Consider the following 13,087-nt stretch of genomic DNA (forward strand, 5'->3'; position numbering starts at 1 on the left):
TTAGCTTCCACGCAAGCGCAATGTGGCGCACAGTCCGCGCGGCGTATTCGGTAGCAGCCGCAACTCGCCGCCATGCTGATGAGCCACGCGATCGACGATGGTCAAGCCGAGGCCGCTGCCGCCGTGTTTCGCGCCGCGTGCAAAGGGTTGTCGCACCCGGTCGGCCTCCTTGGGGGACATGCCCGGGCCCCGGTCGCGCACCTCGATCGTCCACGAGCCCTGGGTGCCAGTCAGATACAAGCGCAGCGGCGGCGCCCCATGACGCTCCGCATTGACCAGCAAGTTGCTCACGGCACGCAGCAGTGCCATCGGTCGACCGTGCAGCGGAGCGATATCTGGCACGAAGAGGGTCCATGCGCCGCTTGCGGCAGTCGCGGCGTTACGGCAGATGTCGGCCAGATTCACCGCTTCGCTGGCCTCATCGCGACCGTCGCGCGCATAGTCGATGAACTGCGTCAGAATACCGTCGATCTCCTCTATGTCCCGGCCAATGCCCTCGCGCAGTTCCGGGTCTGTGTCTGGTAACAGCTCGATCGCGTACTGCAGTCGTGTGAGCGGCGTACGCAGATCATGCGAGATGCCCGCCAGCATCATTGAGCGATCCTCGGCCGCGGTGCGTACTTCAAGGCTCGCGGCCGACAGGGCCTGCGCGAGCTCCGCAACCTCGCGCGAGGAGGCGGCGAGCATCGCGGGAGGCGGATCTCCGCGACTGATACGAGGCGCTGCCTGCGCGAGCTGTCGAAGCGGCATCACCAAACGTCGCGCATAGTACGCCGCCGCCAGCCACACGAGCAGTACGCTACCTGCTAGCAGCAGTACGGAGAATCGACGCACTCTCTCACCGGCCTTCGGGTATCCCAAGGAGACCCAGACGGGTGGCGTCGTATTCAGTTCGAACCAGATCGCCTCGCTGCCCTGGTGCTGACCGATCCGTAGGACGCGCTGTCCATCCGATCGCTGGCGGGCTTGATCGATGATCTCTCGCATGAACGGTCCAACGCCCTCGGTGGATTGTTCCGGTGGCGTCTCGCTGACCTGCAGTCCCACTTTGCGCAATGTTTCCTGCATGCGCGCACGCGGCTGGTGCTTGTCGAGCTCCTCGATGACCCCTGCGAAGCCATCCATGGAGCGCAGCATCTGCGAGGCGGCAGGACGCGTGACCAGCTCACGACCGAGCAGTACGGCGAGAAGAGCGGTGCCAATCAAGGTGAGCGCGATCACGAGCGCCAGCTGACCGAATACTCCGCGCGGCAAGAACATCATGGCGCTTCCTCCGGCGGCACGTAAACGTAGCCCGTGCCCCAGAGCGTTTGAATCATGCGAGGGTTGCGCGGATCTGCTTCGAGCAGGCGCCGCAAACGAGCGATCGTGACGTCGATACTTCGCTCGAACGCGTCGTGGCCGCGGCCGCGTGCCAGGCTCATCAGTCGGTCGCGACTCAGCGGCTGGCGGGGATGATGCAACAGTGCTGCCAGCACCGAGAATTCCCCGGAGGTGAGCCGCAGCGGAGTGCCCTTGCGCAGCAGCTCGCGCGTACCGAGGTTGAGCGAGAACTCGCCGAAGCGGATCTCGCCACCTTCGGCTCTGGGCGCGCCGGGGACCGGGCGCGTCCGGCGCAGCACCGCCTTGATGCGTGCGACCAGCTCGCGAGGGTTGACCGGTTTGGGCAGATAGTCATCCGCGCCGATCTCCAGGCCGACGATGCGGTCGATCTCGTCACCCTTGGCGGTCAACATGACGATCGGCGTGACATCGCCCTGGCCGCGCAACCTCCGACAGATCTGCAGCCCGTCCTCGCCGGGCAGCATCAGATCCAGCACGATCAGATCGTAGTGGCCGCGGTCCAGCTGCTGCTGCATCTGGACCGCATCCCCTGCGCCCCGGCTTTCGAAGCCCTGCGACTGCAAATAGCGCAGCAGCAGATCGCGCAGCCGCGCATCGTCGTCAACGAGCAGGATCCGGGCACTCACATCGTTCATTCGATCACTATCGGGGTTGCAAGCCGCGACGGCAAACGGCGCCGGTGCCGATTTGTAAACAAATGTTTCTACCGGCGGGCGCTGGCAACAAGCGTTGACAAAGTGGGGCTGCACCCTCGAGCCGGCCGTCCTATCGTGCTGCGCTGGCCGCGCGAATCTCTTTCCGATCGGTGCGGCCGTTGAAAGTTTGAACTCAAAGGAGCGTTGATGATGCGTTTCAAAGGTGTCTTTGTCGCAATGGTTGCGGCTTTTGCGGCGATCGTCGCAGCGGGCGCGGTGGGAGCCCAGCAACGAGAGCGAGCGCTCAGTGAGGAACAGCGTGCCCAGATGGAGGCACGCCTCGAGGAAGTACGCACGCGCCTGGATCTATCGGCCGAGCAGCAAGCGCAGCTTCAGCCGATTCTCCGCGCCAGCTTCGAAAAGCGGCTCGCTCTGCTGGATGCGTATGGACTGAACCGGGACGGCGGACAGCGCCCGAGCTTTCAGCAGATGCGGGCACTGCGCGGTGAGATGACCGAGCTCAGAGAAGCCACGGAGCGGCAAGTCGCGGCGGTGCTCGATGAGCGTCAGATGGCGGAGTTCAGGAAGATTCAGGATGAAATGCGTGAGCAGCTCCAGGCGCGCTTCAAAGAGCGGCGCAAGCGCTAGCGCCGGCGTGTTGATCGTGACAGCAGGCCCACGAAGCCCTCGCACCTCTGCGTTTGCAACCTTCGTTCTCGCAGGGAGCTGCGTGCTGGCGTCGGTGTTTTTCGCAGTGAGTCTGGCCGCACCGAGGCGATCGGAGGAGACGGCCGGAAGCGAGAGCCGATGGCTCGACGATCTGGCAACGCTCAAAGCCGAGCTCGAAGCGAGCTATCCGAACTTGCTGTGGAAAGCTTCATACGAGAGCGACGTGGATCTGCCGGCGCTTGCATCGGCCGCCGAGCGCGCGCTGCAGGATGCCACGACCGATGAGGAAGCGTTCGATGCCATCGCAGCGCTGATCGATGGCATCGGCGATGGCCATCTCTACCTCACCGACGGGGAACGATCCGCGGCTGCACCGCCGAGCGAGGCACGGGTGGTGTTCGACGATGCCGCTTCCGCCTGCGCCTCGATCGGTTACATCGACGTCGACGGCGACGCCTATTCGCTACCGTTCGAAGCTACCGGGCGCTTCGAGCTGATTCGCGGCAGTCCGGCATCGGGCTTCAGGACGGGCATTGTCACAACGGCCTCGGGACAGAAAATTGCCCTGCTGCGCATCGCCTCGTTCTTATCCGGCAATCTCGTCGCTGCCTGCGAGGCCTCTTTCGTGAAAGTCTCGGTACCGGTCGTGCGTGCGAGCAAACAAACCCACTGGCCGCGCTGGTGCGCAGCGAGTTGTGTAGACCGCCTCAGAGACGAGACCGTCGCGCGGAGCATCGCCTTGCTACGGCGGGATCTGGAGCTAGCATGGCGTCGAGGCGCCCGGCGATTGCTCATCGACCTCGGCCAGAATCCGGGTGGCGAGGGTTGGGCTTGGGATCTGGCGCAATCGCTCGCGCGCACTTCGCTTGATACGCCGACGCTAGGCGTCGTCGCGGACGGGCGGCTCGATCGCTATCTGTCGATCAAGACCGATGAGCTGCACGAAACGGCACAGGATCTGCGCAACAGCCAAGCGACGCGCGAGGCGGCGCTCGCGGCACACGACGCTCTGTTGCGATTTCGGATCGATGCGACGAGTAGCAAGCCGTGCGAGCTGTCGTGGGTCTGGAAGGAGAGACGGGCATGGTCGATGGATGCGTTCTGGCGATGTGGCCGCGTTGCACGTCTGCCGCTCGATGCGAGCGGCGAGCTGCAGCTCGAGTCCGTGGCGAGCACGCCTGGAAAGCCACTGTCGCGCCAACTCGAGGTCGACGTGGAGAAGATCGGATGGCGCGGTCCACTGGCGGTATTCGTCGATAGTAACAGCGTATCGGCTGCCGAGCTCTTCGCGGGATATCTTCAGGATGCCGACGCCGCGATCGTCATCGGCGAACCGACCCGCGGCGCCGGCTGCGGCTTCATTGGATATGATCGATCGCCCATCGTTCTGCCAAGAGCAGGTGTGCAAGTCATTGCCCCCGATTGTGTCATTCTCAGAAAAGATGGCAGCAACAGTGCCGCAGGCGTGCGTCCCGACATCTCGATCTACCGGTCACACGCGGAGAATCCCGCTTTGTTTGCTGCCCGCATCGTCAAGGCGGCTGCCGCTGGGCGTTGACCTCTGATCTGGAGGCGCGAGCTGCCGCCGTCGCGCAGAACAGCGGCAGCTCGACCGTCAGACGTGCGCCACCGGTGGGTGCGTCGGTGATGGTGATCGTACCGCCATGCGCTTCCACGAGATTGCGGGCGACGGCAAGCCCGAGGCCGGCGCCGCCGGTTCCTCGGTTGCGCGAGGCTTCGAGGCGAACGAAGGGCTCGAGCATGGCTTCGCGCTGGTGCGGAGGAATGCCCGCACCCGCATCATCGATCGTCAGCACGATCGAGCGCTGGGCGCTCACCACTCGCAGGTGCGCGACCTGGCCGTACTTCAAGGCATTGTCGATGAGATTGGCGACGACACGCCGCAGGGCGAGCCGATCGCCAAGCACGGTCGCATCTGCATCTTCCAACGCCATCTGCAGATGGACCGCGTGGCCGGCGGCTCGCCGATCCTCGACTTCCGCACCGACGACCTGATTCAACTCCACCAGCTCTTCATCGAGCTCGTTGGCGCCGGCGCGGCTTGCAAGCAGCGCATCGTCGAGCAACTTGATCATGTCGGCGATATCCGCGATGGCTCGGTCGCGCTCGATGCCTGCAGGCATGTGATCGATACGCAGGCGCAGGCGAGTCGCGAAGGTTCGCACGTCATGCGAAATCCCGCCGAGCATGGCCATGCGTGCGCGCAATAGCTGCGACAAGCGATCCTGCAGGCGGTTGAATGCCCTGATGAGCGCCCTGACTTCCGGCGCACCCGAGCGGTCTTCGGGCAGCAGCACGGGAGATCCTGCAAGATCGGTACGATCGACCGCCGCGGACAGGCGCATGAGCGGGCGTGTTTCCCGATGCATGATCATGAGCGCGATCAGTCCAATCAGCGAGCCGAGCAGCCCGGAGACGAATCCGACCGGCAGCCCGAAAAAATTCGTGACCGACAGGCTGCGGGCCTCGATGATCAAGGTCTCGCCGGTGAGCAGCCCGACCCGTATCTCAAGGTCCACCGGGGCGATGAAGGAGCGCCCCGAAAGGCCTCGCGGTTTGCCGCTTTCGCTCGCGAGTACGACGCTTACAGGGCGTTCTCCGAGTGCCGCCAGATGAGCCTGCAACCCGCGAGCGTTGGCTCGAGTGACGAGCTGACGAGAGGTCTCGACGATGTGCAGCCCGGGTTCGATCCGGGCATGGAAGATTTGTGATTGCAACGCGCGCAGCAGCAGTTTGCGCTCATCGCCGCTGATGCGCTCGAGGAGCTCGACCACCGCAGCCACCTGGCCGGGCAACGGCCGCGGATCGCCTTTCTCAGCGGTCGCGGACAAATAAAAAACCGCGATCGAGCCGATCCAGGCAGCCGTCAGGCTCAGCACGACGATCAGACCGGTGCGAGCCGCGAAGGTCAGTCGCATCACGTCAGCAGCCTCACATGGCTGGTGAAGAGGTAGCCGCCGTTGCGCACGGTGGTGATCAAGTTGGAGCCCGGGCTTGCCGCCTCGAGCTTGCGCCGTAAGCGTGAAACCAATGTATCGATGGTTCGATCGAACGGGCCTGTGGCGCGCCCACGCGCCAGGTCGAGGATTTGATCGCGCGTCAGCACGCGACGCGGCCGCTGCACGAAGCAGGCGAGTATGTCGAACTCACCACTGGTCAGCTTGACCATGGTCATTTGCTCATCGAGCAGCTGCCGGGCATCGAGGTCGATGATGAACGTGCCGAACGCGAGTCGCCGGTCGCGTTGCTTCGCCGGAAGCATGTGACTTCGGCGGAGCAACGCCCGTACTCGCGCCAGCAACTCGCGAGGCCCAAAAGGCTTGACCAGGTAATCGTCCGCGCCCATCTCGAGCCCGACCACGCGGTCGATCTCGGCGCTCTTGGCGGTGACCATCAGAATGGGCACTGTATCCTGCGCGCGCAGGCGTCTGCAGATCGACAGCCCGTCCTCGCCTGGCAGCATCAGATCCAATATCACCAGATCGGGTCGCATGCGCGCGAGGATGGCGTCCATCGTCGCCGCGTCGGCGGCGGCTTCGATGAGGAAACCTTCCTGGCGCATGAGATCGCTGATCAGCTGCCTGATCTGCGAGTCATCCTCGATGATCAGCAGGGTCGCGGCGTAGGCGGTCATAGTCGAGCCTTGTACAAATCCGTCGATTCAACAGCAAGGACTGCACGGCGATATCGACAAAACGCCATCAGCCGTCGACATATCGACACAAAACGTTGCGACCCGGTAAACCGCCGGCGCACTGGCGGGTGCACTCTGGCGCTCACCCAGGATCGCCGCGAAGGTGCGTGCGTGAGCCAGCAAACGAATCCCGAGAGCATCGTCGCTCAGCATTTCGCAAGGGCTGCCGTGGCCCTTGCGCGCCCTCGCGAGCCTGCGCCGCGCGACCGGAAGTTCATCGAAGCCGTCGCTCGTGGCATGTCGATATTCGAAGCCTTCGGCCAGCGCGGCGGTCCGCTGAGCAATGCCGACCTGCATGAGCTGACCGGCCTGTCCAAACCTACCGTAACGCGCCTGACCCACACTCTGTTGACACTGGGCTATCTACGACGCACAAAAAATAATCGCTTCCAACTGAGCCCGGGCGTGATGACGCTGGTTCGCCCACTGGGCGATGCAGTCGCTGCCCGGCTGCCCTCGGTGGCTCTGAATGCAATCGCCAGTACCGGGCCCTGGTGTATCACTGTGGCCGAGCCGGCCAACGAGGCATTGGTGGTCACTGCAAGCTTCAGCAGCTACCAGGCGGGCACGCCTGTCTGTTCCATCGGCACGTGTCTCGATCTATCGCTCACGTCGGCGGGCCAGGCCTTTCTCGCGGCCCTGCCGCTCGAGGCAAGTCACATTCGAGTGAACGGACAGCACTTCCCGAAGCTCGAGATCATCGGCGCGGCGCGCGCGCAGTTGCTGACCAAAGGTTTTTGCTTCGAAGCCAACGGCTGGCGCCGGGGAGTTGCAACGATTGCGGTGCCTGTGCCGAATCAGTTGTTTGCTCATCGAGTCGTCATGGCCGCCGCCAGTGACGAGCCGACGATGCGGGACCGGTTGGCGAAAGAGATCGTGCCCGCTATCAAGAGCGTCTTCTCATGAAACTATCGAGTGATCCTTCGAACGGCCGCACTATCGTTGCGAGCACCGGGCGGCCCGCACGCAGGCCTTGCGCAGTGAGGCTTGCGGCGTGTTTTGCCGCTGTGCTCGCCGCGTGCGCTCAACCGAAACCTGCGAGTGCGAGCTCGGCAGAGGAGGCTTTGGGTAAGACAATCTACGAGAACAACTGCGCGGCCTGTCACGACAATCCTGCAGCCACCAAAGCGCCGGGATTCGACACGCTCAAAGCCATGCGACGCGAAGCGATCAGCTACGCCATCGCGCAGGGACGAATGCAGGTACAGGCATCGCGGCTGACGAGCGAGGAGCGCACGGCGCTGCTCGATTTTCTCGCCGGACAAGGGCCCACCCGTGATGACTGGAGCGCGTCGATGTCATGTACGCGGGAGCGGGGTCCAATGAATCTGGATGTGACGCCTGCGGTTGCGGGCTTCGGCTTCGACCCGCGCAATCACCGTCGTCTGAGCGCGGCGCAGGCGGGGCTTGCCACCGCGGATTTTAGCAACCTCGAGCTTGCCTGGGCCATGGCCTTTCCGAAGGCCACCATGATGCGCTCCCAGCCTGCGATCGTCGGCACGAATGTGTTCCTGCCCGTCGCTGACTCCTCGCAGCTATTTGCGATCGATATTGCAGGGCCGCCGTGTCTGCGATGGGTCTATCGGCACGACGCGCCGTTGCGTACCAGTGTCGCGTTCGGTGAGTTGCCCGGCTCCAAACGCAAGGTCCTCATCTTCGGCGACCTGAGCGCGAATATACATCTGGTCGATGCCGCGAGCGGTGAGCGCCTCTGGAAGCAGCACGTCGGATTGCATCCGATGTCACTGACGACCGGCACGCCCATCTTGCATGGTGACCGGATCTACGTACCGATCTCGCAGTACGAGATCATGCTCGGCGCCAATCGCGATCACGAGTGCTGCAAGACGCACGGCGCGGTGACTGCGCTCGATGCTCGCAGCGGTGCGAAGATCTGGACCGCGCACACGATGCAAGAAGCACGGCCCGTGCGCGATCGGGGCGATGGCAAGATGATCTGGGGCCCTTCGGGGGCGCCGGTCTGGACATCGCCGGCCATCGATACGAAGCGCGGCGTGCTGTACGTCGGTACGGGTGAGGCGACCTCGGATCCGGCCGCACCCACCACCGATGCCATTCTCGCCATCGATCTGAAGGACGGCTCGATCCGCTGGAGCTTCCAGGCGACCGCCAATGACATCTTCCTCACCGGATGTCTGTTCAATCGCAGCGGACCGAACTGTCCCAACAAGGACAGCGTATTTCGGGACGTCGATTTCGGCGCCTCGGTGATCATTGCACAGCGTACGGACGGTTCGGACGTGCTGCTGGCGGGTCAGAAGTCAGGAACGCTCTGGGCGCTCGACCCCGACAGCCGCGGCAAGGTGCTGTGGCGGCGGGATTTCGGGCAGGGCTCACCGGTCGGCGGCATACATTGGGGAATCGCAACGGATGGCGAGCGCGTGTTCGTCCCGATCAATTGGCCCTACGGTGTCCCGCGCGGCGCCAATGCCACGCAGCAGCCCGGTCTGCACGCGGTGAAGGCGGAGACGGGCGAAGTTCTTTGGACTTTCGAGTCCAAAGCGGATTGCCGCGGCGAGCGTGCCGAACGGATCCGAGGTTGCGCGAGCAGCATGGGGCTTTCCGCCGCGCCGGTGGTTATCGACGGCGCGGTCGTTCAAGGGGGCTTGGACGGAATGGTGCGCGCTTTCGATGCGCGAACCGGTAAGGTGCTGTTCTCGTTCGACACGGCACGCGAGTTCAAGACCATCAATGGCGTGGAAGGGCGCGGCGGCTCGATCGATAACGCGTCCATCGTCGCTGCGAACGGCCTTCTCTTGGTGAGCTCCGGCTACGGGATGTTCGGACAGATGCCCGGCAACGTGCTGCTGGCGTTCAAACCGAAAACATCGCGTTAGTGGGTGGCCATAGCCGTGCCGAGCGTGTTGCCTGTGCCTTCATTGTGCGGCTCCGGGATGGATCCGGCAGGTAGATCCATCCAGGCGCGAGTTCGCGACAGCATCCTGCAGGCAATTCTCAGCGGCGCGATCCACCCAGGGCAGAGGCTGTCCATCCAGACGCTCGCGGACACCCTCGGCGTCAGCACCACGCCGATACGTGAGGCATTGAGCTCCCTGGCCGGCGATGGTGTGCTCGATTTGTTTCCAGGTGGCATCGTGATCGTGCCTGCGATGACGCGCGCCCAGTTCGAACAATGGCTGTGGCTGCGTCGAGTGATCGAGTCGCGATTGATCGAGCGAGGACTCGAACGCAAGACGCCGTCCGATGCAGCGGCGATCGCGGACCTGGCGGGGAGTGTCGCGCGCAACACGCTCGATCCGGCCCTGTGCGTGGAAATCGGCGCCGCCGTGATCGATCGCATCGTCACGCTCGCCAATGACTCAGTCCTGGAGAGCAATTTGCGCAGAGCACGCATCCGCTGCGCAGCCGCGCTGGCCGAAGGCCAGCGTCGTGCCGGCGCCGAAGCCGCTATCAGGTTTGCCGCCGCCATCGCAGACGCCTTGCGTGGGGGCAGCGACAGCGATGCACGCATCAGTCACGGCCGCTATCTCGACGGCATCGATGCCGCAGCACTCGCAGGGATGGGCGCTTGCGAAGCGACCCCTGGTTGCGTCGACTTTTCAACATAGAGTACAGGTGAAACACGTGCGTCTCCTTGCTGATCTACGCGTCATCGTCGCAGCAGCACTCTTCCTGCTGGGCGGCTGCACGGTATCGCCGCCGCCTGCGTCCGATGCGGCGCTGGAAGTCGCGGCCGATCCCATCAGACCGAATGTAATCGTCATTCTCGCTGACGACCTGGGCTATGCCGACATCTCCGCGTATGGCGTCAAGCGGATCGCCACACCAAACATCGATCGCATTGGCGCGGAGGGCGTGACGTTCACGGATGCCTATGCGGCCGCACCGGTCTGCTCGCCCTCACGAGCCGCGCTGATGACGGGCAGATATCCCGCTCGTTATGGATTCGAGTTCAACAACGGACCGCCGGCACGCGATGCCCGGGAGAACCTCGGCCTCGATGTCGGGGAGATCACGCTCGCGCAGGCGCTCGAGCGGCAGGGCTACCATACGGGGCTCGTAGGTAAGTGGCATCTCGGCTCGAACGCCGACTTCTACCCGACCAACCGCGGTTACGATGAGTTCGTGGGCTTTCTGGCCGGCGCCACCAATTACATCGATACGAGGCTGCCCGGTGTGCACTATGCGCAGCCGGCAGGATCGAGTCTCTCACCGACTTTGATTCGCGCGCGCATTCCGCAGTTGCAGATCGTCGAGGGCCCCGATCGCACGGTTGTGAACAATGACGACGAGTATCTCACCGAATACTTCGCGCGCCGCGGCGTCGAGTACGTCGAGCGCAACGCCAAGTCGGACGATCCATACTTTTTGTATCTTGCGTTCAATGCGCCACACGATCCTCTGGTCGTGACGCAGAAGTACTACGATCGCTTTGCGCACATTGCGGACGAGGAGAGCCGGATCTATGCCGCGATGATCTCCGCGCTGGACGATGCGGTCGGCGAGGTCCTGGATGCAGTGGCGCGCTCCGGCGAAGCGGACAACACCATCGTCTACTTCATGTCGGACAACGGGTGTGCGGCCTATCTGGGTCGCATCTGCGCTTGCGAGCCGCTGCGCGGCGGGAAGCTCACTCATTATGAAGGGGGGATGCGCGTGCCGTTGATGATGCGCTGGCCGGCAGGGATCGAGGCGGGGCAGGTCGAGCGGCGGATGGTGTCGCTCATGGACGTGTTCCCGACCACGCTGATCGCGGCCGGCGGCGAGCTGCCGCGCGATCGCGTCTACGACGGCGTCGATCTGATGCCGTATGTCACCGGTGAGCGGAGCGGCAATCCGCACGAGTCGCTGATGTGGCGGCGTGCTCCGCTCGTCTCGATTCGTCAGGACGAGTGGAAGCTTTGGAAGAGCCTCACGGGTGAGTTCACGCTGCTGTTCAATCTGCGCACGGATCCAAACGAGACCACGAATCTCGCCGAGCACGAGCCGGCGCGAGTGAAAGCACTGGAGGATGCGATCGCCGAGTGGGCGAAGGACCTGCAAGACCCTCGATGGCCCTCGCAATCGATGAAGACCTATTCGGTCTGCGGCACGCCGTTCACTGTGCCGATCTGAGCGAGCATCCAACAGCTGACGACGAACGGGCGGAGCAGGGTGCTCCGCCCGCCGGGTCGACATGGCCTATTGCGCCATGCCCGTCAGCCAGGCTTTACGAATGAGCCGTCCGCATGCGGTCGACGCGCCGCCTGCGCCTTGACTCAGATCAGAGCGCGCCAGGACTCCGTAGTAGGTTCTCGAGGAGTCGATCCACGGATAGAAGCCCGCGAGCCCCGGGCTGCTGTACGCGGGATCGCCGCCGCCGGCGAGCCAGAGCGGGTCGCTTTCGACCCAATGTCCGAGAGAGTATTGCCAGGCATCGTTACTCGGAGACTCCAGGGCGCTCGCACAGTTCACTCGACCGCTGACAGGATCAGTCGGACCCGTATAGGTGCACACGGCATGAGAGCCGAGCGCGCCGCCCGAGAGCAGCAGCGTGCCGTTGAGGATCTTGCGCAGGAACTTCGCATAGTCCGCGGCGCTCGACTTGCCGCCGCCTGCCAGATCGGTACGGGAGTAAGTGAACGTCCAGTCGTTGCCCAGATAATTGTGGACCTCCGTCGCGAGCTGACTGGCGCTCTTGCCGGAGAGAGCGAGCTCCACTGCAGCGTGTTGCTGGAAGTGGCCCGATGCGTAGAAGAAGTTGCCGATGGCGGCGGTATCGCGCGCGCTCATGCTCGAGTAACACGCGCCGACGGTGAGCTGCAGCAAGCAGGCTTTGGTCTCGGTGTAACCGTCGAGCATGCGCAGCGCTCGCAGATCGTTGCTGTTCAGAATGCCGTTGCGGCGCTGATAGACATAAGCGCTATAGACCCATTTGCTCGCGGAGTAAATGTTCATCTGAGTTGTCGCTGTCGGTGGCGACGTGCCGCGTGTGCCGCTTGCAAGCCTCGCGTCGCGATCGCCGATCTCCCAGTAGAAGTTGGGCAACGCGGTACAGGCTGCGTTGGTGGTGGCGGTCGTTGTTGCGGCCTGTGCTCGTTGCTGATTCGTCTGAGCGCTGCCGAGCGGCGCGCAGCTGTAGAGCACGATGCCCCACGCGAGCGCGGCCCCGAACGGGCTGCGCCGCTTCATGGATATACAAATGTCTTTCATGAGCAATCCCCCTGATCCGCATCTATAGTGACGGCAGGCGCAGCTGCGGAGACTGCGTCCCCGTTTGAAGGCGTGAATTCGCAGTTGTCTTGGATCTCCCCGGGGCAGTCGAGCGCGATGGTCGACGCTCGGACGTGTCGGCCACGTCCGAGTCGGAGCGGACGTTATCTGGGCGTCAGGTCTTCTTGCCGGTGAAGGTGCCTTGCAGGGCATCGCCCATCGAAACTTTGCCCTGGATCGAGTTGCCCTCGACGGTGCCGGTGTAAACGATCTCGTAGTCCATGCCCTGGCCGCTCACTTTGAAGCTCAATCGCAGCTCCTTGCCTTTGAGCACCCCGCTCACCGGCGCCTCGCCGAACTGGCCCTGGTAGGTTCCGGTGATCGCGGCGCCGTTTTGCTTGAGATCGAAATGCGGTGTGCCGCTGCCCATCTGCGTATCGACGGTGATCTCCCATCGGCCCGCGACATTCACGTCGGCGGCCGATGCGGCGCCCGGCAGGCAGGCGACAGCGAGCAGGGCAATGAACGATCTGCGCAGAAAATTCATGAG

Annotated in this window: 12 protein-coding genes; 6 read left to right on the plus strand and 6 right to left on the minus strand. The window is 63.8% G+C overall.

What is annotated here, in order from left to right; translation table 11 throughout:
* Positions 1-1,263, minus strand: coding sequence for an ATP-binding protein (locus EK373_RS28155; RefSeq protein WP_129648131.1), 1,263 nt, complete (start codon positions 1,261-1,263; stop codon positions 1-3).
* A complete protein-coding gene (ompR, locus tag EK373_RS28160) occupies positions 1,260-1,979 on the minus strand; it encodes an osmolarity response regulator transcription factor OmpR (RefSeq protein ID WP_129648133.1) in 720 nt (239 codons plus the stop codon). The genes EK373_RS28155 and ompR overlap by 4 nt, the downstream gene beginning before the upstream one ends.
* A gap of 207 nt (positions 1,980-2,186) precedes the next feature.
* Between ompR and EK373_RS28165 the strand changes: the two genes are divergently transcribed.
* Positions 2,187-2,627 (plus strand): hypothetical protein, encoded by a 441-nt coding sequence (locus EK373_RS28165; protein WP_129648135.1) that lies wholly within the window; start codon positions 2,187-2,189, stop codon positions 2,625-2,627.
* A 106-nt stretch (positions 2,628-2,733) separates the two neighbouring features.
* On the plus strand, positions 2,734-4,206 hold the full coding sequence (locus EK373_RS28170; protein ID WP_157994578.1) for a S41 family peptidase: 1,473 nt from the start codon (positions 2,734-2,736) through the stop codon (positions 4,204-4,206).
* On the opposite strand, the gene EK373_RS28175 is transcribed toward EK373_RS28170, so the two are convergent.
* Positions 4,181-5,587 (minus strand): sensor histidine kinase, encoded by a 1,407-nt coding sequence (locus EK373_RS28175; RefSeq protein WP_232831367.1) that lies wholly within the window; start codon positions 5,585-5,587, stop codon positions 4,181-4,183. The genes EK373_RS28170 and EK373_RS28175 overlap by 26 nt on opposite strands.
* Positions 5,587-6,303, minus strand: coding sequence for a response regulator (locus EK373_RS28180; RefSeq protein WP_129648139.1), 717 nt, complete (start codon positions 6,301-6,303; stop codon positions 5,587-5,589). The genes EK373_RS28175 and EK373_RS28180 overlap by 1 nt, the downstream gene beginning before the upstream one ends.
* 171 nt (positions 6,304-6,474) lie before the next feature.
* On the opposite strand from EK373_RS28180, the gene EK373_RS28185 reads away from it, so the two are divergent.
* From EK373_RS28185 to EK373_RS28200, 4 genes are all read left to right on the plus strand, one after another.
* The gene (locus tag EK373_RS28185; RefSeq protein ID WP_129648141.1) at positions 6,475-7,269 is read left to right on the plus strand and encodes a helix-turn-helix domain-containing protein; all 795 of its coding nucleotides are present in this window, start codon (positions 6,475-6,477) and stop codon (positions 7,267-7,269) included.
* A 158-nt stretch (positions 7,270-7,427) separates the two neighbouring features.
* On the plus strand, positions 7,428-9,221 hold the full coding sequence (locus EK373_RS28190) for an outer membrane protein assembly factor BamB family protein (RefSeq protein WP_198683711.1): 1,794 nt from the start codon (positions 7,428-7,430) through the stop codon (positions 9,219-9,221).
* A gap of 57 nt (positions 9,222-9,278) precedes the next feature.
* Positions 9,279-9,953 (plus strand): GntR family transcriptional regulator, encoded by a 675-nt coding sequence (locus tag EK373_RS28195; protein WP_129648145.1) that lies wholly within the window; start codon positions 9,279-9,281, stop codon positions 9,951-9,953.
* 16 nt (positions 9,954-9,969) lie between these two features.
* Positions 9,970-11,460: a sulfatase family protein gene (locus tag EK373_RS28200; protein ID WP_157994579.1), complete on the plus strand. Its 1,491-nt coding sequence runs from the start codon at positions 9,970-9,972 to the stop codon at positions 11,458-11,460.
* A gap of 66 nt (positions 11,461-11,526) precedes the next feature.
* Here EK373_RS28200 and EK373_RS28205 read toward each other — a convergent pair whose 3' ends face one another.
* Both EK373_RS28205 and EK373_RS28210 read right to left on the minus strand, forming a co-directional pair.
* Complete coding sequence (locus tag EK373_RS28205; protein WP_129648149.1) at positions 11,527-12,537, minus strand: hypothetical protein; 1,011 nt, start codon at positions 12,535-12,537, stop codon at positions 11,527-11,529.
* A gap of 175 nt (positions 12,538-12,712) precedes the next feature.
* A complete protein-coding gene (locus tag EK373_RS28210) occupies positions 12,713-13,084 on the minus strand; it encodes a hypothetical protein (RefSeq protein ID WP_129648151.1) in 372 nt (123 codons plus the stop codon).
* Positions 13,085-13,087: the final 3 nt, after the last annotated feature.

Source organism: Peristeroidobacter agariperforans (assembly GCF_004138335.1).
GTDB classification, from domain to species: Bacteria; Pseudomonadota; Gammaproteobacteria; order Steroidobacterales; family Steroidobacteraceae; genus Steroidobacter; species Steroidobacter agariperforans.

Bases quoted from the DNA above. Each gene is read 5' to 3' on its own strand.
- EK373_RS28165 (WP_129648135.1), top strand. From the start codon at position 2,187: ATGATGCGTTTCAAAGGTGTCTTTGTCGCAATGGTTGCGGCTTTTGCG.
- EK373_RS28180 (WP_129648139.1), bottom strand. From the start codon at position 6,303: ATGACCGCCTACGCCGCGACCCTGCTGATCATCGAGGATGACTCGCAG.
- EK373_RS28210 (WP_129648151.1), bottom strand. From the start codon at position 13,084: ATGAATTTTCTGCGCAGATCGTTCATTGCCCTGCTCGCTGTCGCCTGC.
- EK373_RS28155 (WP_129648131.1), bottom strand. From the start codon at position 1,263: ATGATGTTCTTGCCGCGCGGAGTATTCGGTCAGCTGGCGCTCGTGATC.
- EK373_RS28195 (WP_129648145.1), top strand. From the start codon at position 9,279: ATGGATCCGGCAGGTAGATCCATCCAGGCGCGAGTTCGCGACAGCATC.
- EK373_RS28205 (WP_129648149.1), bottom strand. From the start codon at position 12,537: ATGAAAGACATTTGTATATCCATGAAGCGGCGCAGCCCGTTCGGGGCC.
- EK373_RS28175 (WP_232831367.1), bottom strand. From the start codon at position 5,587: ATGCGACTGACCTTCGCGGCTCGCACCGGTCTGATCGTCGTGCTGAGC.
- ompR (WP_129648133.1), bottom strand. From the start codon at position 1,979: ATGAACGATGTGAGTGCCCGGATCCTGCTCGTTGACGACGATGCGCGG.